Annotated in this window: 22 protein-coding genes; 18 read left to right on the forward strand and 4 right to left on the reverse strand. The window is 60.9% G+C overall.

The window, feature by feature from the left end:
• Position 1 precedes the first annotated feature (1 nt).
• Complete coding sequence (locus tag AB3G88_RS10250) at positions 2 to 1,003, forward strand: NADP-dependent oxidoreductase (RefSeq protein WP_099584510.1); 1,002 nt, start codon at positions 2 to 4, stop codon at positions 1,001 to 1,003.
• A 36-nt stretch (positions 1,004 to 1,039) separates the two neighbouring features.
• Complete coding sequence (locus AB3G88_RS10255) at positions 1,040 to 1,819, forward strand: FadR/GntR family transcriptional regulator (protein WP_158878851.1); 780 nt, start codon at positions 1,040 to 1,042, stop codon at positions 1,817 to 1,819.
• Here AB3G88_RS10255 and AB3G88_RS10260 read toward each other — a convergent pair.
• Together AB3G88_RS10260 and AB3G88_RS10265 are read right to left on the reverse strand one after the other, a co-directional pair.
• Entirely contained in the window at positions 1,759 to 2,592 is an 834-nt protein-coding gene (locus AB3G88_RS10260) for an NAD-dependent epimerase/dehydratase family protein (RefSeq protein WP_112194668.1), read from the reverse strand. The two genes, AB3G88_RS10255 and AB3G88_RS10260, sit on opposite strands and share 61 nt — an antisense overlap.
• A gap of 86 nt (positions 2,593 to 2,678) precedes the next feature.
• Complete coding sequence (locus AB3G88_RS10265) at positions 2,679 to 3,404, reverse strand: oligogalacturonate-specific porin KdgM family protein (RefSeq protein ID WP_099584513.1); 726 nt, start codon at positions 3,402 to 3,404, stop codon at positions 2,679 to 2,681.
• A 360-nt stretch (positions 3,405 to 3,764) separates the two neighbouring features.
• Between AB3G88_RS10265 and AB3G88_RS10270 the strand changes: the two genes are divergently transcribed.
• The 16 genes from AB3G88_RS10270 to AB3G88_RS10345 all read left to right on the forward strand — a co-directional run bounded on the left by AB3G88_RS10270 (position 3,765) and on the right by AB3G88_RS10345 (position 20,870).
• A complete protein-coding gene (locus AB3G88_RS10270; RefSeq protein WP_099584514.1) occupies positions 3,765 to 4,919 on the forward strand; it encodes a mandelate racemase family protein in 1,155 nt (384 codons plus the stop codon).
• Positions 4,920 to 4,991: 72 nt separating this feature from the next.
• Positions 4,992 to 6,602 (forward strand): ABC transporter substrate-binding protein, encoded by a 1,611-nt coding sequence (locus AB3G88_RS10275; RefSeq protein ID WP_480453894.1) that lies wholly within the window; start codon positions 4,992 to 4,994, stop codon positions 6,600 to 6,602.
• 45 nt (positions 6,603 to 6,647) lie between these two features.
• Positions 6,648 to 7,661: an ABC transporter permease gene (locus tag AB3G88_RS10280; protein ID WP_371929521.1), complete on the forward strand. Its 1,014-nt coding sequence runs from the start codon at positions 6,648 to 6,650 to the stop codon at positions 7,659 to 7,661.
• A 39-nt stretch (positions 7,662 to 7,700) separates the two neighbouring features.
• On the forward strand, positions 7,701 to 9,311 hold the full coding sequence (locus AB3G88_RS10285) for an ABC transporter substrate-binding protein (protein WP_480453896.1): 1,611 nt from the start codon (positions 7,701 to 7,703) through the stop codon (positions 9,309 to 9,311).
• A gap of 32 nt (positions 9,312 to 9,343) precedes the next feature.
• On the forward strand, positions 9,344 to 10,261 hold the full coding sequence (locus AB3G88_RS10290) for an ABC transporter permease (protein WP_160385064.1): 918 nt from the start codon (positions 9,344 to 9,346) through the stop codon (positions 10,259 to 10,261).
• Between the two features lie 15 nt (positions 10,262 to 10,276).
• Positions 10,277 to 11,116 carry an ABC transporter ATP-binding protein gene (locus AB3G88_RS10295; RefSeq protein ID WP_099584518.1) on the forward strand — a complete coding sequence of 280 codons (840 nt, stop codon included), beginning with the start codon at positions 10,277 to 10,279 and terminating at the stop codon, positions 11,114 to 11,116.
• An 11-nt stretch (positions 11,117 to 11,127) separates the two neighbouring features.
• Positions 11,128 to 11,904 carry an ABC transporter ATP-binding protein gene (locus tag AB3G88_RS10300; protein ID WP_480453897.1) on the forward strand — a complete coding sequence of 259 codons (777 nt, stop codon included), beginning with the start codon at positions 11,128 to 11,130 and terminating at the stop codon, positions 11,902 to 11,904.
• Positions 11,905 to 12,094: 190 nt separating this feature from the next.
• Positions 12,095 to 13,006: a 5-dehydro-4-deoxyglucarate dehydratase gene (gene kdgD, locus AB3G88_RS10305; protein WP_099584520.1), complete on the forward strand. Its 912-nt coding sequence runs from the start codon at positions 12,095 to 12,097 to the stop codon at positions 13,004 to 13,006.
• A gap of 240 nt (positions 13,007 to 13,246) precedes the next feature.
• The gene (locus AB3G88_RS10310; protein WP_480453899.1) at positions 13,247 to 15,034 is read left to right on the forward strand and encodes a glycosyl hydrolase family 28 protein; all 1,788 of its coding nucleotides are present in this window, start codon (positions 13,247 to 13,249) and stop codon (positions 15,032 to 15,034) included.
• A gap of 281 nt (positions 15,035 to 15,315) precedes the next feature.
• On the forward strand, positions 15,316 to 15,603 hold the full coding sequence (locus AB3G88_RS10315; RefSeq protein WP_480454426.1) for a YdcA family protein: 288 nt from the start codon (positions 15,316 to 15,318) through the stop codon (positions 15,601 to 15,603).
• A gap of 128 nt (positions 15,604 to 15,731) precedes the next feature.
• Positions 15,732 to 16,760 (forward strand): phosphate ABC transporter substrate-binding protein PstS, encoded by a 1,029-nt coding sequence (gene pstS, locus AB3G88_RS10320; protein WP_480453900.1) that lies wholly within the window; start codon positions 15,732 to 15,734, stop codon positions 16,758 to 16,760.
• Positions 16,761 to 16,834: 74 nt separating this feature from the next.
• Positions 16,835 to 17,800 (forward strand): phosphate ABC transporter permease subunit PstC, encoded by a 966-nt coding sequence (gene pstC, locus AB3G88_RS10325; protein WP_099584523.1) that lies wholly within the window; start codon positions 16,835 to 16,837, stop codon positions 17,798 to 17,800.
• Positions 17,800 to 18,711 carry a phosphate ABC transporter permease PstA gene (pstA, locus tag AB3G88_RS10330; protein ID WP_099584524.1) on the forward strand — a complete coding sequence of 304 codons (912 nt, stop codon included), beginning with the start codon at positions 17,800 to 17,802 and terminating at the stop codon, positions 18,709 to 18,711. Before pstC ends, pstA begins: the two co-directional genes overlap by 1 nt.
• Before the next feature lie 76 nt (positions 18,712 to 18,787).
• On the forward strand, positions 18,788 to 19,549 hold the full coding sequence (gene pstB / locus AB3G88_RS10335) for a phosphate ABC transporter ATP-binding protein PstB (RefSeq protein WP_217284518.1): 762 nt from the start codon (positions 18,788 to 18,790) through the stop codon (positions 19,547 to 19,549).
• A complete protein-coding gene (locus tag AB3G88_RS10340; RefSeq protein ID WP_112194676.1) occupies positions 19,549 to 20,247 on the forward strand; it encodes a hypothetical protein in 699 nt (232 codons plus the stop codon). The genes pstB and AB3G88_RS10340 overlap by 1 nt, the downstream gene beginning before the upstream one ends.
• Positions 20,247 to 20,870 carry a hypothetical protein gene (locus AB3G88_RS10345; protein WP_480453901.1) on the forward strand — a complete coding sequence of 208 codons (624 nt, stop codon included), beginning with the start codon at positions 20,247 to 20,249 and terminating at the stop codon, positions 20,868 to 20,870. Before AB3G88_RS10340 ends, AB3G88_RS10345 begins: the two co-directional genes overlap by 1 nt.
• Positions 20,871 to 20,910: 40 nt before the next feature.
• Here AB3G88_RS10345 and AB3G88_RS10350 read toward each other — a convergent pair whose 3' ends face one another.
• Both AB3G88_RS10350 and AB3G88_RS10355 read right to left on the reverse strand, forming a co-directional pair.
• Positions 20,911 to 21,258 (reverse strand): BrnA antitoxin family protein, encoded by a 348-nt coding sequence (locus tag AB3G88_RS10350; protein WP_112194678.1) that lies wholly within the window; start codon positions 21,256 to 21,258, stop codon positions 20,911 to 20,913.
• A gap of 3 nt (positions 21,259 to 21,261) precedes the next feature.
• The gene (locus tag AB3G88_RS10355) at positions 21,262 to 21,546 is read right to left on the reverse strand and encodes a BrnT family toxin (RefSeq protein WP_099584529.1); all 285 of its coding nucleotides are present in this window, start codon (positions 21,544 to 21,546) and stop codon (positions 21,262 to 21,264) included.
• Positions 21,547 to 21,804: the final 258 nt, after the last annotated feature.

A 21,804-nucleotide genomic window follows, 5' to 3' on the forward strand; every position in this document is an offset into this window, starting at 1 on the left:
CATGAAGGCATTTTTCATCGAACGCTACAAAGACCCTGGTCGGATCGGCCAGTTGCCCGAGCCTGAAGTGCGGGATAACGAGGTGCTGGTGCAGGTGCATGCCGCCAGCATCAACCTGTTGGATGCCAAGATCAGAAAGGGCGAGTTCAAGCTGATCCTGCCGTATCGGTTCCCGCTGGTGCTGGGCAATGACTTGGCGGGTGTTGTCGTGCGGACAGGGGCCAAGGTCAAGCGCTTCAAGCCGGGCGACGAGGTCTATGCGCGGCCTCATGACGAGCGCATCGGCACCTTCGCCGAGCGGGTCTGCGTGAGGGAAGATGCGTTGGCATTCAAGCCCGGCAACCTCGACATGACGCAGGCGGCAGCGCTGCCGCTGGTCAGCTTGACGGCGTGGCAGGTGCTGGTGGAAACCGCCCAGCTCAAAAAAGGCCAGAAGGTGCTGATTCACGCAGGCTCGGGTGGTGTGGGCACGATCGCGATTCAACTGGCCAAGCACTTGGGCGCGTTTGTGGCGACGACCACCAGTACGCGCAATGTCGAATGGGTCAAGGCTTTGGGGGCGGACCTGGTCATCGATTACCAGAAGCAGGCATTCGATAGTGTCCTGCAAGGCTATGACGTGGTCCTCAACAGCCTGGGCGCAGACGTACTGGCGAAATCGCTCAAAGTCCTCAAGCCCGGCGGACGGCTCATTTCCATCGCTGGCCCGCCGACACCGCAGTTTGCCCAGGAGCAAGGCTTGTCCTGGGTCTTGAAGCGCGTCATGGGTCTATTGAGCTACGGCATTCGACGCAAAGCGCGTCAATGCGGGGTCAGCTACTCATTCGTGTTCATGCGGGCCAATGGCGAGCAACTGCGTGAGATCACCGCACTGGTGGAGTCGGGTGCGATCAAGCCGGTGGTGGACCGCACCTTCGCGTTTGAGTCGACAGCAGAGGCGTTGGCCTATGTGGAGACGGGGCGGGCTAAAGGGAAGGTTGTCGTACAACTGAATGCGCTATGATGGGCATTCATTCGCCAACCGAGATACCCGTTCTTGATGGACAACCCGAACGTCCAGCCCACCGTTCGCCGCCGGCACCGCAGCCTGGCTGAAGAACTGGTCACCGAGCTTTCCCGGCGCATCTGCACCGGGGAACTTGCGCGCGCAACCAAACTGCCTACCGAATCCGAAGTGATGGCCGAACACGGCGTGAGTCGCACCGTGGTGCGTGAGGCCATCTCGCGTCTGCAAGCTTCTGGCCTGGTGGAAACCCGGCACGGCGTCGGCACGTTTGTGAAGGATATTCCCAGCCCCAGCGGGTTTCGGATCGACCCGGACACCATCGTCACCCTGCAGGACGTGCTGGCGGTGCTGGAGCTGCGCATCTGCCTGGAAGTGGAGGCGGCCGGCCTGGCCTGTGTGGGCCGCACCGACCAGCAATTGCAGGTGATGCGCGACTCACTGGATGCGCTGAATTCGCGGGCGGTGAGTGCCGATTACGCGGTGACGGCAGACTTCCAGTTTCACCAGCAGATCGCGTTGGCCACCGGCAATCGCTATTTCACCGACATCATGTTGCACCTCGGGGTCAACATCCTGCCGCGTACACGCTTGCACTCAAAGCGCTTGGCCAACGCCAATAAAGAGCCCTACCTGGAGCGTCTGAGCCGCGAGCACGAGGACATCTACAAAGCCATTTTGCGCCGCGACGCAGACGCCGCTCGCGCCGCTATGCGCCTGCATCTGTCCAACAGTCGCGAACGTATGCGCCGGGCCTATGAAGCGGCGGCCGCCGAATTGTCGAACGGCCCCGCTGCGGTGAACGCGCCGCCTTGAAGCCCGGCGCCGGGTTCATCCGCCGCCGGTTGCGGTTGCTGCTCGACCTTGGCGCGAAACTGCTCCGAGCTGTCCTGCGGCGCAAAGCCCAGGTGCTCGGCATGCCGATTGCTCCACCAGCGCTCCTTATTGGCTGAAACGCCATACACCACACTGTGCCCTACGTCCTTGGCCAGCAGGGCGCGCGCTACCAGATGATCGAGGTCCGCATAGCTCAGCCAGGTGTGCAGCATCCGTCGGTTACGCGGTTCGGGGAACGACGAGCCGATGCGCAAGCTCACGGTTTCAATCCCGTAGCGATGGAAATAGAACGCCGCCAGGTCTTCGCCGTAAGCCTTGGAGAGCGCGTAGTAGCCATCCGGGCGGCGCTGTGCGTGCACATCCAGTTCCACGTCCTGGGGGTAAAAACCGGTGACGTGGTTGGAGCTGGCGAACACAATCCGCTTGACCCCCTGTTGCCGCGCCGCCTCGTAAATATGGAAGGTGCCGCGAATATTGGCGTCGAGAATCTCCTCGAACGGCCGCTCCACTGAAATCCCGCCCAGGTGCACGATCGCGTCAACGCCATCGACCAGCGCCGCCACGGCAGCCTTGTCGGCCAGGTTGCACTGGATCACTTCGTCGTGTGCGCCCGCGCTGGGCGCCATGGCGCTGATGTCCGAGGCGCGCACGATGTGGGCGTGGGCCTGCAGGGTTTCGCGCAGGATCTGCCCCAGGCCGCCGGCGGCGCCGGTGAGCAGAATGCGGGTGAAGGGTTTGGGTTGTGTGGTCATGGTCAGGTCTTCCTTTGAGCGCTGAAGGCATAGGCGTTGCCTGGCGAGCGATGCGCGTTCGCCAGGCAAGTCGCGGGGAGGGGGCGTTACATGAAGTTGTATTGGATGCCCAGGCGCCACCGCGCCTGGCGGTCCTCAGTGGTGGAGTTGACCTTCACATCACCAATCTCCATGAACGGGGCCCATTCCTTGGTGAGCTTGTATTTGACGATCAGGTTCTGTTCGTAGTCGCTCTTCTTGTTGTCGTAGCGGATGTAGTCAGTCTTGAAGTAGATGAACTGATATTCGTACGCCCACTTACTGGCCGGCGTGTAGCCCAACCAGCCTTCGAAACGATGGGTGGTCTGGTCATCCTTGATGTGGTCAGGCAGGTCTTCATTGACCTGGTCGCGGTCCAGTTTCTTGGTGTCCAGGCGATAGCGCGTGGCGGCGTAGAAGGCATCGTTGATCTTGTAGTTGTACTTGAGACCCAGCTTGTAGGTGGTCGAGTCCTTCGAGCTGTCCATCTGGAACGCCGGGGTCAACGTCGATTGCGGGCTGAGCTTGTAGTTGTAGCTCACAGTGAACTCATGCCCGTTGTTGACCATGTTGTCGTAGGCCACATCTTCACGGTCCCCGGCCGTGCGGTATTTCATTTCCGCTTCAAAACCCAGGCCACTGTCCAGGCGGTAGTTGAGCTTGATTCGGTCAGCGTGGGCGCTGTCTTCCTCAGTGAACTGGTGGCGGTAGTTGATGCTGGCAGAGTCAGCGCTGACATACAGCGGCAGGCCGAGGGCCAGGGCAGTAACGAGCGTGCGTAGGGTGGTGTTCATACGGTCTTCTTTTTTTGTTTTTGTTAGGGTCGTTTGACGGTTGCTACGGCGGTGCGTTGTTGCGTGTGGCTCTCATCTAAGGTGCCGATATACGTTATCGTACGACAAGACGACTCGTCTAGCGGTTATCGGTCTATTTGAAACACTTTGAAACATATGTCCCCTATGAATAGGGCTTTACAGCAACCGCTGTTATTCCTTGGTTGTCTTTAAAAATAGGGGTTTTACGGTGTTTTGCGGGAAAATCACGTTAAGGCGGGGCAGGTTATTGGGTCTTTTCAAGTGTTGTACGATGACCTATGATCGGTCGCAACAGACGACATTCCTGTCTCAAATCCAATAAGAAGGCTTAAGACGTCCATGAGAATCACAGCAGTCAACGTCCAGGTGTTTTCCTACCCGACCCGCCGCGCAGTCGACAGCGCCGGCCATGCCCACCCCGGTGATGTCACCCAGGCGCAGATGGCTTTGCTGCGCATCCAGACTGAAGACGGCCAGGAAGGTTTTGCGTTCGGCGCCCCTGAATTGATCCGCCCGTACGTGCTGGATGGGTTCGTGCGCAAAGTGCTGGTGGGGCAGAACGCCTTTGATCGCGAAAAGATCTGGCAGGACCTCGCCCATTGGCAGCGTGGCAGTGCCAGCCAACTGACCGACCGCGCCTTGGCTCTGGTTGAGCAGGCGCTGTGGGATTGGGCGGGGCGCAAACTCGGCGTGCCGGTGCACAAGTTGATTGGTGGTTTCCGCGACAAGGTGCCGGCCTACGGCTCGACCATGTGTGGCGACGAGCTGCCGGGCGGCCTCGCTACCCCCGAAGATTACGGGCGCTTCGCCGAGACCCTGGTGCAGCGCGGCTACAAGGCCATCAAGCTGCACACCTGGATGCCGCCGGTGTCCTTCGCGCCGAGCCCGCGCATCGACGTCAAAGCCTGCGCGGCCGTGCGTGAAGCGGTTGGCCCGGACATCGCGCTGATGCTCGACGGTTACCACTGGTACAGCCGCACCGAGGCGCTGTACATCGGTCGCGAGCTGGAGAAACTCGACTTCGCCTGGTTCGAAGAACCGATGATGGAAGAGTCCGCCGAGTCCTATGCCTGGCTCGCAGGGCAGCTGGATATTCCGGTGCTTGGCCCGGAAACCCTGTCCGGCAAACACCTCGCCCGCGCCAGTTGGGTCAAGCACGATGTGTGCGATATCTTGCGTGCCGGTGTTGCGGGCGTCGGCGGCATTGCGCCGTGCCTGAAGGTCGCGCACCTGGCCGAATCGTTTGGCATGGACTGCGAAATCCACGGCAACGGCGCTGCCAACCTGGCGGTGGTCGGCGCGATCAAGAACTGCACCTGGTATGAGCGTGGCCTGTTGCACCCGTACCTGGACTACGACGAAGTACCGGCCTACCTCAATCGCCTGGTGGATCCGATGGACAACGATGGGTTTGTGCACCTGTCCGACGCGCCGGGCCTGGGCGAAGACATCAATTTCAACTACATCGAGACCAATACGCTCAAGAGCTTCTGACGTGTAAACGGTCAGTTCGGCATAGGTTGAGCTGGCCGAGAGCCCTATAAATATAAAAAAGGCACTCTCGCTATGAACATATTCCCTTCGCTGTGGGCGCGGGTATTCGTTGCCGCCCTGGCCGTTACCGCCGTACCTGCAAGCTTTGCCAAAACCCCGGCCGATCAACTGATCGTCGGCATGAGCATGATCAATCTGCTGTCCCTCGACCCGGCGGCCGCCACCGGCCTGGACGTGTCGGAAATCAACGCCAACCTGTACGACATGTTGCTGGTGCAGGACGTCGCCCAGCCAGATCGCCTGGTACCGGCGCTGGCCGAGCGCTGGCAGGTCAGTGAAGACCGCAAGACCCTGACCTTCAACCTGCGCAGTGGGGTGAAGTTCCAGTCCGGCAATGACTTGAGCGCCGAAGACGTCGCCTGGTCGCTGCACCGGGTGCTCAAGCTCAACCTCGCGCTGGCCTCCACCTGGAAGGCCTACGGGTTCACCGCCGAAAACGTCGAGCGCTACATGCGCGCCACGGATGCCAATACGTTCGTGATCGAACTGCCACGGCCGACCGATCCGCTGCTGGTGCTCAACACCCTGGCGACCTCGCCGAGTGCGTTCATCCTCGACCGCAAAAAAGTCCTCGAACACCAGAAAGGCAGTGACATGGGCGCCGCCTGGCTGGTGACCCACGCCGCCGGCAGCGGTGCATTTGTGCTCAATGACTGGCGCGCCAACGACGTCATCCTGATGACCCGCTTCGACGGTTACTGGGGCGGCCCGGCCAAGCTCAAGCGCATCGTGATGCGCAACATGACCGAGTCGCAGTCGTTGCGCCTGATGATCGAGCGCGGCGATCTGGACATTGCCAAAGGTATGTCGGCGCCGGACATCGAAGCCCTGCAAAAAAGTGACAAGGTGCGCACCCAGACCCTGCAACGCGGCACCCTGTATTACGTGGCCCTGAGTGTGAAGCAGCCGATGTTCGCCGATGCGCGTGTGCGCAAGGCCGTGCGTTCGCTGATCGATTACCAGGGCATCAACCAGACGGTCATGCCTCATTACGGCGTGATCAACCAGCGGCCGATGCCGTTGGGTCTGGCGGCGCGCCTGCCGGATCCCGGCTACAAACTCAACGTCGAGCAGGCCAAGGCCTGGCTGGCTGAGGCCGGTTACCCGAACGGCTTCAAGACCACCATTCGCGTGCTGGCCGAACCGCCCTTCATCAACATTGCCTCCAACCTGCAATCGACCCTGGCCCAGGCCGGTATCGAAGCCAGCATCATTACCGGCACCGGTAACCAGATCTACGGCGCGATGCGCGAGCGCACCTTCGACATCATCGTCGGTCGCGGCGGTGGCGGGGCGGAGCGTCATCCCCATTCCAGCCTGCGCACCCTGGTGTACAACCCGGATAACCGCGATGAAGCCAAGCTGACCAACTTCCAGGGCTGGCGCACCTCGTTCTACAGCCCTGAACTGAACCAGTTGATTGAGCATGCAGAAGTCGAACCGGATGCCGACAAACAACTGACGCAGTACCGCGATATCCAGGCGCAGGTCGATCAGCAGGTCGGGGCCATTTTGCCGGTCTCGCAGATGACCGACACCGTGGTGGTGTACACCGACGTGGCCGACTTCCAGGGCCATACCGCTGCGACCACGCGCTACAAAGACGTCTACAAAAAGCGCTGATCGATTTACCAGGAGCTCACTATGTTTGTTATGACTGCCTCTGTCATGGGCGCTCGCGCTTCCAATACCCTGCGGCGCGCCAGCACCGTGCTGGTGACGTTGCTCGGCCTGTTGGCGCTGACCTTTATCATCGGCCGGGTCATGCCGCTTGACCCCGTGCTGGCGGTAGTCGGGCCGGACGCCGACAGCTCCACCTACGACCAGGTGTACCGGTCGATGGGCCTCGACAAGCCGATCTGGACCCAGTTCGGCCTTTACCTCAATGACCTGCTCCACGGTGATTTCGGCAATGCGCTGCTCACCGGCCACCCAGTGCTGGATGACATCCTGCGCGTGTTCCCGGCGACCATCGAACTGGCGACGTTGGCGATCCTGTTCGGCGTGCTGATCGGCTTGCCGCTGGGCGTGTGTGCGGCGAGCAATCAAGGTCGGCTCGGCGACCACGTGGCGCGGGTGATCACCCTGTTCGGTTATTCCACACCGATTTTCTGGCTGGGCATGATGGGCCTGCTGGTCTTCTACGCCTGGCTCGGCTGGGCCGGCGGCGCGGGGCGCATCGACCTGGCCTACGACGGCATGGTGCCCGAGGTTACCGGCCTGTTGCTGATCGACACCTCACTCGCCCGCGACTGGGATGCCTTCGCCAGCGCTCTGCGGCATATCGTGTTGCCGGCGCTGATCCTGGGCCTGAACTCGGTGGCGTACATCAGCCGCATGACCCGCAGTTTCATGCTGGAGCAGTTGTCCCAGGAGTACATCATCACCGCACGGGTCAAGGGTTTGTCCCGGCGCCAAGTGGTGTGGGGGCATGCGTTTCGCAACATCCTCGTGCAGTTGCTCACCGTGGTTGCGCTGGCCTACGGCTCGCTGCTCGAAGGTGCGGTGCTGATCGAAACCGTGTTCGCCTGGCCGGGGTTCGGCCAATACCTCACCAGCAGCCTGATGCTCGGTGACATGAACGCGGTGATGGGCTGCGTGCTAGTGATCGGCCTGATTTTCGTCGCGCTCAACCTGATCAGCGATGCCTTGTACAAGGTGTTCGATCCGCGCACTCGTTAAGGCGCTACGCAAAAAAACTATAAAAAGAAGGATTCTTTAATGACGACTGTATTTTCGAAACTGCACCTCGGCCTGCTGACCGCCATCCTCGCCCTCGGCCCGATGACCCTGGCCAGCGCCAAGACCCCGGCCGATCAACTGATCGTCGGCATGAGCATGGTCAACCTGTTCTCCATCGACCCGGCCAACGCGCCCGGCCTGGATGCGTCCGGCGTCAATGCCAACCTTTACGACACGCTGATCAAGCGTGACCAGGGCAGCCCGGAAAAACACCTGCCGCAACTGGCCGAACGCTGGGACATCAGCGAGGACGGCAAGCAGGTGACGTTTCATCTGCGCCAGGACGTGAAATTCCATTCGGGCAACCCGCTGACCGCCGAAGATGTGGCGTGGTCGCTGTACCGCGTGATGAAGCTCAACTTCGGCCTGGCGACCACCTGGAAAGCCTACGGCTACAGCGTCGACAACATTCAGGCGCTGATCCGCGCCACGGATGCCCACACCCTGGTGGTCGACCTGCCGCAGACCATGGACCCCTTGTTGTTGGTGGACTCCCTGGCGATCTCGCCCAGCGCCGTGATCGTGGACCGCAAGACCGCCCTGGCCCATGAAAAAAACGGTGACCTCGGCGCCGGTTGGCTGGTGACGAACGAGGCGGGCAGCGGCCCCTTCGTGCTGACCAAGTGGAGCGCCAACGACTCGCTGCTGCTGACCCGTTTCGATGGCTACTGGGGCGGCGCGGCCAAGCTCAAGCGCGTGGTGGTGCGGCACATGACCGAATCCCAGTCCCTGCGCCTGATGCTCGAACGCGGCGATCTGGACCTGGCCTACGGCATGGCCGCACCGGACATTCGCGCCATCGACGGCTCGGACAAGATCCAGGTGCAGTCGCTGCCACGCGGCACCATGTACTACGTCGCCATGAGCATGAAGCAGCCGGAATTCGCCAAGCCCAAGGTGCGCGAAGCGGTGCGCAACCTGATCGACTACAAAGGCCTGGACCAACAAGTGATGCCGTATTACGGCAAGCTCAACCAGCAGCCGATGCAGTTGGGCCTGGAAGCGCGGCTGCCGGATCCCGGCTATCACATGGACGTGGCCAAGGCGAAAGCCCTGCTGGCAGAGGCCGGTTACCCCGAGGGCTTCAACACCACCATTCGCACGCTGTCGGAGCCGCCGTTCATTGATATCGCTGCGCGCTTGCAAGCCACGCTGGCCGAAGGCGGGATCAAGGCCAGTATCGTCACCGGTACCGGCAACCAGGTGTACGGCGCGATGCGCGCGCGCAATTTCGAGATCATCGTGGCCCGTGGCGCCGAGCGTTACCCGCACCCGTATTTCAGCCTGCGCACCTTTGCCTACAACCCCAACAACAGCGATGACGCCGGCCTGCCGAACTTCCAGGGCTGGCGCGCTTCGTTTTTCAATCCGCAGATCAACAGCCTGATCGACCAGGCCGGCGTGACGCGTGATTCGGCGCAGCGGGTCAGCCTGTACCACCAGGCGCAGAACCTCTACGACCAGCAAGTGGGGCCGATCCTGATGATTTCGCAGATGACCGACACCGTGGTCAGCGCTGCCGACGTCAAGGGCTTCACCGGTGACGATGCCGAGGCCACCCGTTACCTGGGTGTCTACAAGCAGCGTTGAGTGCTTCCAGAATTCACACAGAGAAGATGCTTATGAATGCCAATCTGTCTTCCATCGAATCGGCGACGAAGCGCCCGGTGGATCGCTCGCCAGGCTCCAGCTTCGATGCTTTTTGCAAGAGTGGCCTGCGGGTGTTGCGTCACCTGTTGCGCAACCCCATGACCCTGGCAGGCCTGCTGGTGGCGCTGCTGTTGGTGGTCGTCGCGGCCTTTGCGCCGTGGATCGCCACCCACGATCCGGTGGCGCAGAATCTTGCCAATGCCTTGCAGGCACCGGGCTCGGCGCATTGGTTCGGCACCGATGAATATGGCCGGGACATCTTCAGCCGGCTGGTCTACGGCTCGCGGATCACGCTGTACATCATTGGTCTGGTGACGGTGATTGTGGGGCCGATCGGGTTGTTTATCGGCACCGTATCGGGCTACTTCGGTGGCGCGGTCGACACCGTGTTCATGCGCCTGACCGACATCTTCATCTCCTTCCCCAGCCTGGTCCTGGCCCTGGCCTTTATCGCGGCGCTCGGCCCTGGCCTGGAACATGCGGTGGTGGCGATAGCCTTGACCTCCTGGCCGCCGATTGCGCGGCTGGCGCGGGCTGAAACCCTGTCCTTGCGTAACGCTGATTTCGTCGTCGCGGTGGAGCTGCAAGGCGCCTCGCCGGCGCGGATTATCCTGCGCCATATCGTGCCGATGTGCCTGTCCTCGGTGATCATCCGCCTGACCATGAACATGGCGGGGATCATCCTCACCGCTGCGGCACTGGGCTTTCTCGGCCTGGGCGCCCAGGCGCCGCTGCCGGAGTGGGGCGCAATGATCTCCACTGGCCGCCGCTACATGCTCGAATGCTGGTGGCTGGTGGCGGTGCCAGGGGCGGCGATCATGCTGGTCAGCCTGGCTTTCAACCTGTTGGGCGATGGCCTGCGGGACATCCTTGATCCGCGCAGCGAATAATCGGAGGAACACCTGATGTCCGCCATCAAACTGAATGTCGAAGGGCTTAACGTGCGCTTCGTCAGTGGCCAGAAAGAAACCCACGCCGTGCGCGATGTGTCCTTCACCTTGGGTCGTGAAAAACTGGCGATTGTCGGTGAGTCCGGCTCCGGTAAATCCACCGTGGGCCGCAGCTTGCTCAAGCTGCATCCGCCCAGCGCCAGGATCACCGCCAAGGCCATGGCGTTTGGCGAGGTCGACCTGCTGTCGGCCAGTGAAAAAGCCATGCAGAAGATTCGCGGCCAGCGCATCTCGATGATCATGCAGGACCCCAAGTATTCACTGAACCCAGTGGTCAAGGTCGGCGACCAGATCGCCGAAGCCTACCTGGCCCACCACAAGGCCAGCCGCAGCGATGCCCGCGAGCGCGTGCTGCAGATGCTGGAGCAGGTGCACATCCGCGACCCGCAGCGCGTCTATAACCTGTACCCCCACGAAGTCTCCGGCGGCATGGGGCAGCGCATCATGATCGCGATGATGGTGATCACCCGTCCGGAAGTGATCATCGCCGACGAGCCCACCTCGGCGCTGGATGTCTCGGTGCGCCAACAAGTGCTCAACGTGCTGGAAGAGTTGGTGGACCAGCAGCAGATGGGGCTGATCTTCGTCAGCCACGACCTCAACCTGGTGCGCAACTACTGCGACCGCGTGCTGGTGATGTATGCCGGGCGCGTCGTCGAATCCCTGGCCGCCTGCGACCTGCACTACGCCGAGCACCCCTACACCCGTGGCCTGCTGGCCGCGCTGCCGAGCATGGATAACCGCCGTGCGCACCTGCCGGTGCTCAAGCGCGATCCTCTCTGGCTGACCCAATAAGGAACCCGACCATGCCCATGATCCAAGCGCACGCCTTGAACCTGAGCTTCGGCACAGGCGCTGCCATCAACCAAGTGCTGCACGATGTGAGCCTGAGTGTCGCCGACGGAGAATCGTTCGGCCTGGTGGGGGAGTCCGGCTCGGGCAAGACCACCGTGCTGCGCTGCCTGGCCGGGCAATACCGGCACTGGAACGGCGAGCTGAGCATTGCCGGCGCGCCGTTGCATCACAAAATTACCAAGGAGCACTTTCGCAAGGTGCAAATGGTCTTCCAGGATCCTTACGGCTCCTTGCACCCTCGACACACCATCGACACCGCATTGCGCGAGCCGCTGATTATCCACGGGGTAGGGGACAAGGACGACCGCATCAACGAGATCCTGCTCAAGGTTGGCCTGAACGACAGTTTCCGCTTTCGCTACCCGCACCAACTGTCCGGCGGGCAGCGCCAGCGCGTGGCAATTGCGCGGGCCTTGATCCTGGAGCCACGGGTGCTGTTGCTGGATGAACCGACCTCGGCGCTGGATGTGTCGGTCCAGGCCGAGATTCTCAACCTGCTGGCGGACCTGCGTCAGCGCGAGAAACTCACCTACTTGCTGGTGACCCATGACCTGGGCGTGGTGACTCACTTGTGCGACCGGGTGGCGGTGATGCAGCACGGCAAGATCGTCGAACTGCTCGACTGTCAGGCCCTGAGCCAGGACCAGGCGGAGCACGATTACACGCGCATGCTGGTGCAGGCCAGCCGTGACTTCAGTCAGGAGTCCGAGCGGCGACGTGTAGGCTAAAAACACTAGTCATCGTATGACTTTGCTTTGGTTGATTTATTTATTGATGTGAATAAACGCTTATTTCATTGGGGTTAATCGCATTTTAACCATGAAAGGCGTTTAGAGGGTGGCATTACTATTTTTGTAGTTGTACGATGACGTACCTCTTAAGGTATTCCATTCAAATTCCGAATAAAGGTTTGCGAACATGACGCCACAAGAACTAAAAACAGTCCTGTCTTCCGGCTTGCTCTCGTTCCCGGTCACCGACTTTGATGCCGCCGGCGACTTCCGCGCCGACACCTACGCTCGCCGCCTGGAATGGCTGGCGCCTTATGGCGCCAGTGCGTTGTTCGCGGCAGGGGGCACCGGGGAATTCTTCTCCCTGGAGTCCAAGGAATACACGCAGATCATCAAGACTGCCGTGGACACCTGCAAAGGTCAGGTGCCGATCCTCGCCGGTGCCGGTGGCCCGACGCGCCAAGCCATCGCTTACGCCCAGGAAGCCGAGCGCCTGGGCGCCGCGGGTATTTTGCTGATGCCCCATTACCTCACCGAAGCCAGCCAGAAGGGCTTGGTGGCGCACGTTGAGCAAGTGTGCAACTCGGTGGATTTCGGCGTGGTGGTGTACAACCGCAACCTGTGCCGCCTCAACGCCGACAGCCTGGAACAGCTGGCCGAGCGCTGCCCGAACCTGATCGGCTTCAAGGATGGCATTGGTGAGGTCGAATCCATGGTCAGCATCCGCCGTCGCCTGGGCGACCGCCTGACCTACCTCGGCGGCCTGCCGACTGCCGAAGTCTACGCCGCTGCCTACAAAGCCCTCGGCGTGCCGGTCTATTCCTCGGCGGTGTTCAACTTCATCCCGAAAACCGCGATGGACTTCTACCGTGCCGTGGCTGCCGACGACCACGCGACCGTGGGCCGTTTGATTGATGATTTTTTCCTGCCGTACCTGGCGATTCGCAACCGCTGTGAAGGTTATGGCGTGAGCATCGTCAAGGCCGGTGCGCGTTTGGTTGGCCATGACGCCGGCCCGGTACGTGCGCCGCTGACCGACTTGCTGCCCGATGAAGTGGAGCAACTGGCGGTGCTGATCGAGGCCCTCGGCGCCCAATAAGGCGCGTACGAACCTCCAATGTAGGAGCTGTCGAGCCCCAGCGAGGCTGCGATGGGATCGCTGCGGTGTGTCGGTAAAACCGAGTCGCCTGCATCGCAGCCTCGCTAAAGCTCGACAGCTCCTACGGGGATTGCTGGGGGAATAGATTCAACCTTCCTCAATCGCAGCCAATACCTCGAAGCTTTCACGCAACAGATGCAGCCCTTCTACGTGAATACCGGCAAAAACAAGGAGAACAACATGCCGTATAAACCCTCAGCGCATTGCGCGCTTGCCCTTATCGCCCTCGGTTGCAGCCCGCTGTCCTGGGCGCTGCAAGCACCGTCAAAACTGCAAGTACCCACCCTGGCCTATGATGATCAGCAGATCATCCTGGTCTGGGAGAAGCCTGCCGATCATGGTGGCATCCAGGATTACCACGTGTACGCCAACGGCGTGTTGTTGGGCAGTGCCAACGCCAACAACGATCAGGTGTCACCGGCCAAGCCCTATATCGACCAGTTCTACCGCCAGGACACGGCCAACTTCCACCATCGCATCGGCATTCACAGCTACACCGCCCAAGGCTTGAAGCCCGACACGGCCTACCGTTTCACCGTGCGTTCGGTGGACGCAAACGGCAAGGAGTCGGCAGACAGCGCCCCCGTACAGCAACGTACCACCCAGGTTGCGGCGCTGTTTGACGTGAAGAAATACGGCGCCAAAGGCGACGGCAGCCACCTTGATACCCTGGCGATCCAGAACGCCATCGATGCCTGCACCCCAGGCTGCAAAGTCCTGCTGCCCAAAGGTACCTATAAAAGCGGCGCGCTCTACCTCAAGAGCAACATGACCCTGGAGATCGCCGAAGGCGCGACCCTGCTCGGTTCCGAACGCGCTGAAGATTACCCGTTGGCCGGTTATATCCAGTACCCGTATTCCACCACCGTGCGCCCAGCCTCGCTGATCAACGCGTTGCCCCGCGATCCGCGCCAGCATCAAACGTTCGAAAACATCCGCATCGTCGGCAAGGGCACCCTCGACGGCAATGGCTGGAAGCGCAACGCCGACGTCATCGACGAGCGCGGCCAGGCGCTGCCGTTCTACCTGCCCAGCGACAACACCCGCTATGCCCAGGACGGCATCCTCGCCAAGGCCCAGGTCGAGCAAGCCGTGGCACGGGGCATGAACGTCAAGGACGCCTATGGGCAGATGCGTTCCTCGTTGATCACCCTGCGCAACGTCAAGAACGTGTTCTACGGCGGCTTCACCGTACTCAACCCGGCGTTCCACGGCATCATGAACCTGGAGACTGAGAACGTGGTGCTGGCCAACACCACCCACAAGACCTACGACGCCAACAATGGCGACGGCATCGAATTCGCCAACAGCAAGGGCGCGATGGTCTTCAACAACTTCTTCGACACCGGCGACGACTGCGTCAACTTCGCCGCCGGCACCGGTGCGAATGCCGTGCACCAGCCGCCTCAGGAAGATGCGTGGATTTTCAACAACTACTTCCGCAAGGGCCACGGCATGGTGGTGGCTGGCAGTCATACAGGCGCATGGATCCAGAACATCCTGGCTGAAGACAACGTCTCCGACGGCACCGACGCCGGGCTGCGCATGAAAAGCACCAACTTCATGGGCGGCGGTGCGCGCAACGTCACCTTCCGTGATTCGGCGATTCGCAACACGGTCAAGCAGGCCTTCATCTTCACCCTCGACTACAACGACCCCAACGCCAAACTCGACTACGAGCGCTCAACAATTGCCGGGCAGTTCAAGGACATCCGCGTGAGCGATGTCAGCGTGGAAAACGCCCAAGGCGCGGCGATCGAAGTCAAGGGCGATGCTGCGCACAACGCCTACCATGAGGGCTTGGTGTTTGAGCGCGTACGTTTCAGCGGCGCGGCCAAGGCGCGTATCGATGGGTTGAAAGACTCACGCTTCGAGCGCGTGGTGTTCAGCCAGACCGGCGGCGCCAATCCGTGGCAAGTGAGCGGTAGCCAAGGGCTGGTCTTCAAGGACGTGCAACCGACGCCCTGAACCACCATATTCTTGTGGTGAGCGGCTTTTGTGGTGAGCGGGCTTGCCCCGCGCTGGGCTGCGTAGCAGCCCCAAAACCTTCACCTCGCTTAATTCTGGCACTCTGCGGTGGCCTTGTTGGGGCTGCTGCGCAGCCCAGCGCGGGGCAAGCCCGCTCACTACAGGGTTGTGTGACATTAGCCAGCAGTTACGTATAAAGATTGATAGCATTGGGCCACTTATCTCGAGTATTCCTTATGCTTCCTGGCCATATCCGCGTACTTGTCCTGGGCCTCGTGTTGATGCTGTCGAGCCTGTCCGCCCTGGCGGCCAATACCCCTTGCTCCGGTCGCAAGGGGGGCATTGCCGGGTGTGATGGCGATGTCTTCCTCTGCAACGACGGCTCCATCAGCGCCTCGAAAAGAAGTTGCACCGCCTATACCGGCAACCGCTTGGCACGCCCCGCTGTGCAACCGCTGCAAGGTCGTTCAGAGAGCTGCAGCTGCGGTAGCGGTACTTACTGCACCGGGCCACGGGGCGGGGTGTTCTGCCTCATGCCCTCCGGACAGAAAAGTTATCGGCGCCACTGACCTCTAACTAAATAGTTGGCTGTGGCGGAAATGAGGGACGAAATAGCGGTTTGCCATTCAATTTTCATAAAAGCGTAACAATGCTGCTGCAAAGTTCCGGGAGCCCGTAATCACAAGGATTTCCCTGAATGAAACGTCTGATGAAGTCTGCTGCACTCGCCGTTGCGGTTTCTCTCAGTGCCACCTCGGTATTTGCTGCCGAAAACGTCCGTCTGACAGGTTCTGGCGCCAGCTTCCCTGCGCCGATCTACCTCACCTGGTTCAAGGATTTCAGCAAGAAGACCGCTGGTGTCACGGTTGACTACCAATCCAAGGGGAGCGGGGCGGGTGTCCAGGACTTCCTGAACAAAACCGTGGACTTCGCCGCCAGTGACTCGGCCATGAAAGATGAAGACATCGCCAAGGTCGCCGAAGGCGTGCAGCTTCTGCCGATGACTGCGGGCGAGATCGTGCTGGCGTTCAACCTGCCAGGCAATCCCAAAGAGCTGAAGTTGCCCCGCGATGTGTACTCCAACATCTTCCTGGGCAAGATCACCAAGTGGAACGATCCGCAGATCGTCGCCGCCAACCCTGACCTGAAGCTGCCGGATATGCCGATCACCGTGGTCGTGCGTGCAGACTCCAGCGGCACCACTGCGGTATTCACCAAGCACTTGGCGGCCATCAATCCGCAGTTCCAGAAGGACCTGGGTGAAGGCAACACCGTTAACTGGCCCGCCAGCGACAAATTCATCAAATCGCCGAAGAACGACGGTGTGACCGCCACCGTACGCCAGACTCCGGGCGCGATTGGCTACATCGAATACGGCTTCGCCAAACTGGCCAAGGTTAACTTTGCCCAGCTGCAGAACAAGGCCGGCAAGTACGTGGTCCCTAACGCCGAAAGCGGTGCCGAAGCGCTGGCCGCAGTGAAGATGCCGGAAAGCCTGGTGGCCTGGCTGCCGGATCCGGACGGTGCCAAGTCCTACCCGATCACGTCCTACACCTGGATGATCTTCCGCAAGGACAACGGCAACCCGGCCAAGGCCAAAGCCATGCGTGACATGGTCGAATACAGCCTGACCGAAGGGCAGAAAATCGCCGACTCGATGGGCTATATCCCGCTGCCGCAATCGGTGGTTGATCAGGTTCGCAAAGCGTCCGCCAACATTCAGTAACGCTCGTGTGGCCTCTCTTGGCGGGCGCTGTGAGCCCCGCCGGGAGAGTTACCCCCTTGTTCCGGAATCAGCCAATGAACACACCGTTTGTCGTACCGGGTAACCCGGACTCTGCCTGCCAGCCACCTTCGACGAAGGATTTCCTGGTTGATCGCACCTTCCGTGCGCTTGCGCGGATAGGCGTGGTGCTGGTGCTGGCGCTGGTGTTTGCGCTGGTGTTTGAAGTGGGGCGCAAGGCCCTCCCAGGCATGGAGAAGCACGGCTTTGACGTGCTGTTCGGCAGCGTCTGGGATGTCAATCAAGGCAAGTACGGCATTCTGCCGGCCATCTGGGGCACGCTCTACAGTGCCTTTATCGCGTTACTGATCGCCGGTGTTTTTGGCGTCAGCATGGCGATTTTTCTCACTCAGGATTTCTTGCCGGCGAAGCTGGCGGCGGTGTTTCGTACCATCGTCGAACTGCTCGCGGCCATCCCCAGCGTTGTTTACGGCCTGTGGGGCATTTACGTGGTCATCCCGGCGATTCGGCCGCTGACCGCATGGTTGAACAGCGAACTGGGCTGGATCCCTTTTTTCGGCACCTCGTTGAGCGGGCCGGGGCTGCTCCCAGCCGCGCTGGTGCTGGCGATCATGATTCTGCCGACCATCGCGGCCGTGTCCCAGGACGCCCTCACCGCCGTCCCCATGAAAACCAAGCAGGCCGCCTACGGCATGGGCACCACCCACTGGGAAGCGATTCTCAAGGTGATGGTGCCGTCCGCCGCTACCGGCATCTTCGGTTCCCTGGTGTTGGGCCTGGGCCGCGCCCTCGGTGAAACCATGGCGCTGGCCATGCTGGTGGGCAACGCCAACAACATCTCGCTTTCGCTGTTCGCGCCGGCCAACACCCTGGCGGCGTTGCTGGCGCTGAACTTCCCCGAAGCCGGGCCGAACGAGATCGAGGTGCTGATGTACGCCGCACTGGTGCTGATGTTGATCACGCTGATCGTCAACATCTTCGGCTCCATGATCATGATGTACGCCCAACGGGGTAATAAGTGATGACTGATCTTTCTGCCGCAACCGACCTGACGTCTCCCGCCGGTGCGCTGCCCAGCCTGCAACGCCGGTTCGAAGGCCGTGCCCTGCGCAGCCTGGTGTTGACGACCCTGGTGTGGACCGGCGCGCTGCTGGCCAGCGTGCCGCTGATTTCCGTGCTCTACATGCTGATCATGCGCGGCGGGGCGCGCCTGAGCCTTGAAGTATTCACCGAACTGCCGCCCACCGGTTTCGAGACCGGCGGCGGTTTCGGCAACGCCATGGCCGGTACCTTCGTGATGGTTGGCATCGCCGCAGCCATTGCGGTGCCGGTTGGCATCATGGCGGCGATCTTCCTCGCCGAACTGGGCCCGGAGAGCAAACTGGCGAACGCCGCGCGCTTTGCCGCGAAGATGCTCACCGGCCTGCCTTCGATCCTGGCCGGTGTGTTTGCCTACGCCTTGGTGGTGATGACCACCGGCACCTACTCGGCTCCGGCCGGTGGCGTGGCGCTGGCGGTGCTGATGCTGCCCATCGTGGTGCTGACCGCTGAAGAGTCGATGCGCATGGTGCCCAAGATCATGAAGGACGCCGCCTACGGCATGGGCTGCACCCGCTCCCAGGTGATCTGGAAAATCGTCTTGCCCACCGGCCTGCCGGCCATCCTCACCGGCGTGATGCTCGCCGTGGCCCGCGCCGCAGGCGAAACCGCGCCGCTGTTGTTTACCGCGCTGTTCAGCAACTACTGGATCTACCACGACGGCAGCCTGGCGGTGATGAACCCGACGGCTTCGCTGGCCGTGCTGATCTACAACTTCTCCGGCATGCCCTTCGACAACCAGCTTGAACTCGCCTGGGCGGCGTCGCTGGTACTGGTAATGATCGTGCTGGTCGTGAACATCGTGAGCCGTATTTTCGGCAAGCCAAAGTATTGAAAACGGGAGCACCTGAATCTTGAACGTATCAACTGCGCAAATAGCCGCTCCGTTTGTCACCCAGGCGCCTGTGGTCATGGACTGCAAGCTGGACAAGATCTTCTACGGCAACTTCATGGCCGTGCGTGACAGCCATGTGCCGATCGAAAAGAACAAGATCACCGGCTTCATCGGGCCGTCCGGCTGCGGTAAAAGTACCGTGCTGCGCAGCCTCAACCGCATGAACGACCTGGTCAAAGGCTTCCGCTTCGAGGGCCATGTGCACTTCCTCGGGCAGGACGTCTACGGCAAGGGCGTGGACCCGGTGGTGGTGCGCCGCTATATCGGCATGGTGTTCCAGCAGCCGAACCCGTTCTCCATGAGCATCTTCGATAACGTGGCCTTTGGCCTGCGCCTGAACCGCTACAAAGGCGACCTGGGCGACCGCGTCAAGCACGCCCTGCAAGGCGCCGCGCTGTGGGATGAGGTCAAGGACAAGCTCAAGGTCAGCGGCCTGTCGCTGTCCGGTGGCCAGCAGCAGCGCTTGTGCATTGCCCGCGCCATCGCCACCGAGCCGGAAGTGCTGTTGCTCGACGAACCCTGCTCGGCGCTTGACCCGATTGCCACGCGCCGGGTCGAAGAGTTGATGGTCGAGCTGAAAAAGGACTACACCATCGCCCTGGTGACCCACAACATGCAGCAGGCCATCCGTGTGGCCGACACCACGGCGTTTTTCTCGGTGGATATTTCCCAGGGCACGCGCACCGGCTATCTGGTTGAGATGGGCCCAACGGCGCAGATTTTCGAGAACCCGCGCGAGCAAATGACCGGGGACTACATCACGGGTAAGTTCAGCTGATGCCTGCAACGCGACGCCTTGATCTGCCTGCGATTGAACGCGCACTGCGTGAGGTGCAGCAGCGCTTTGCCGCGCTCAGCCAGGACTTCACCGAGCCACGCGACCCACTGACGGACGAAGTGCTGCACAACGTGCTTGAAGGCTATGCGCTGATTGACGATTATGTGGCGCGGGGCGTCGACCTGTTTGACCTTCAGCAACTGAACCTGATGCTGGAGATCAACGCCACCGTACTCTGTGGCAGCGACCCGAGCCGTCGCCTGGAATACGCCCAGCACCTGGCGGCGACCGAAGAACACTTCTTCAACAACGTCGAGGGCGGCATCAAGGACTTGTACAACTGGTACTGCGCGTATCGCAGTGAATCGGTGTGGAAGCGCGCAGCCGGGGTGTATGTGCGCATCCTCAGCAAGCCGCAGTTGTTTATTGAAGGCAACCACCGCAGCGGCTCGCTGATCGTCAGCTATCTGCTGATGCGTGCGGGTTTGCCGCCGTTCGTGCTGTCGCTGGAGAACGCCGAGGGTTACTTCAACCCGTCGTCGGTCATCCGCAACTCAGCCAAACATGGAGTCAAGGCGTTGTACGAATTGCCCAAGATCAAGAAAAAATACGCCGCCTTCCTGGAAGAACAGGCACCGGATCCAATGAGGTTTTTTCTCCAGGACACGCCCTTGCCCGCCTATCAAGGGGGCCATTGATGAGCGGTTCTCGCCTGTTCGCCAGGGCAGGGCAGGCCATGCAGCGCCTCCTCCCGACGCAGTTGCTCAAGCGCCCGCGCATCCGTATTTCATTCGACATAGACGACACCCTGGCCTGCCAGCTCCACCACTGCGACGTCGAGCCGAGCCGGCTGCCAGCCTGCGTGCACCGCTGGCTGGGTGAGCCGCTGCGCATCGGCACACGCTCCCTGGCCCGCGAACTGCGCCGCCAGGGTTGCAGCGTCTGGGTCTACACCTCGTCCGGGCGTACGCCGTCCTATATCCGGCGCTGGCTGATGCTGTACGGCATCCGCGTCGACGGCGTGGTCAACAGCGTGCTGCACAACCAGGCGCTGACGGCGCACGGGCTGTCGAACGCACCGTCGAAATTCCCACCGGCCTTCGACATCGACCTGCACGTGGATGACTCCGAAGGCGTGCACAGTGAAGGCCAGGACCACGGTTTTCGCGTAGTCGTGGTGGACCCCCAGGATGAGCAGTGGGCGCAGCGGGTATTGGATGCCGTCGCACAGCTTCAGGCACAGCTAGCCCGTCAGCAACCGCACCGGCACACACCAACCCCGCGGAGCGCACGCGGGCTTTTTCTGCCTGAGGCGCTTTGACCGCCAGGTATGCCCTGGTCGACCTCGGTATAAGCCTTGGTCAATCGACCGATCTGGATGTTCCCAGCACTCGATTCAGCTCGCCAGCGACAGCGATGAGCTGCTGTTCAAGCGCTTCAACCTCAGAGAGGCTGATGCCATTGTTGATAACGTGCAGGGTTTTAGCCCGCTTCCTGGGGGCGGGAGCCAGATTGTGTGCTTGTTGCGAAATCAACGCCTGACGCAACAGATTGTTGATCACGGTCTGATAGCCCGTACCGGCGCTTTCGGCGCGTTCACGGGCGGCTTCGATTACCGCGTCATCAAGCATGATGGTGATGCGGGTCTTGCCCTTGTTGCTGGCGACAGCACCACGTTTGCCGTGGGTGAAATCGTATTCGTCTTTCATTGTTCAAGCCTCCAGATAACGACGCCGTTCATTTCTTGATGCGAGCCTGGCGCTGATAACGCGTACGAAATTTGGATCGCGATAAGTGTACGTCACTACCAGAATTCGTCCCCTCGCGTCGCTGCCCATGGTCACCCAGCGCTCTTCATCGTGATCGGGGTCTTGTATGGTCAGGGCCATCTCATCGTTGAACACCGGTTCTGCGTCGGCCAGGGTTATGCCCTTGTGCTTTTGCTGATTTGCGATGTTTTTTGCCTCATCGTATTGAATCCTGAATCTCTTCGTTATGCATACTTTATATGTATTAAAAAGCAGTTGAAGAAACCGTCAGTCAGGAAGATGGCCAGCTATAAATAGCGGTAGTGTGAATTTGCCATGTTCCGCTCGGTCAGTTGGGTCTCGATCTTGCTGAAATTGCCAACATATTTGCGCGCGTAATGGCCAATCCGTTACGTAGAAGGATTCTTTTTTGATTGTCAGAATAGGCGAACTTGAACCGGCGAGTAGTCAGATAGGTCAGCGTGCACGGGGCCGGGTCAATACCAA

Source organism: Pseudomonas arvensis (genome assembly GCF_056688935.1).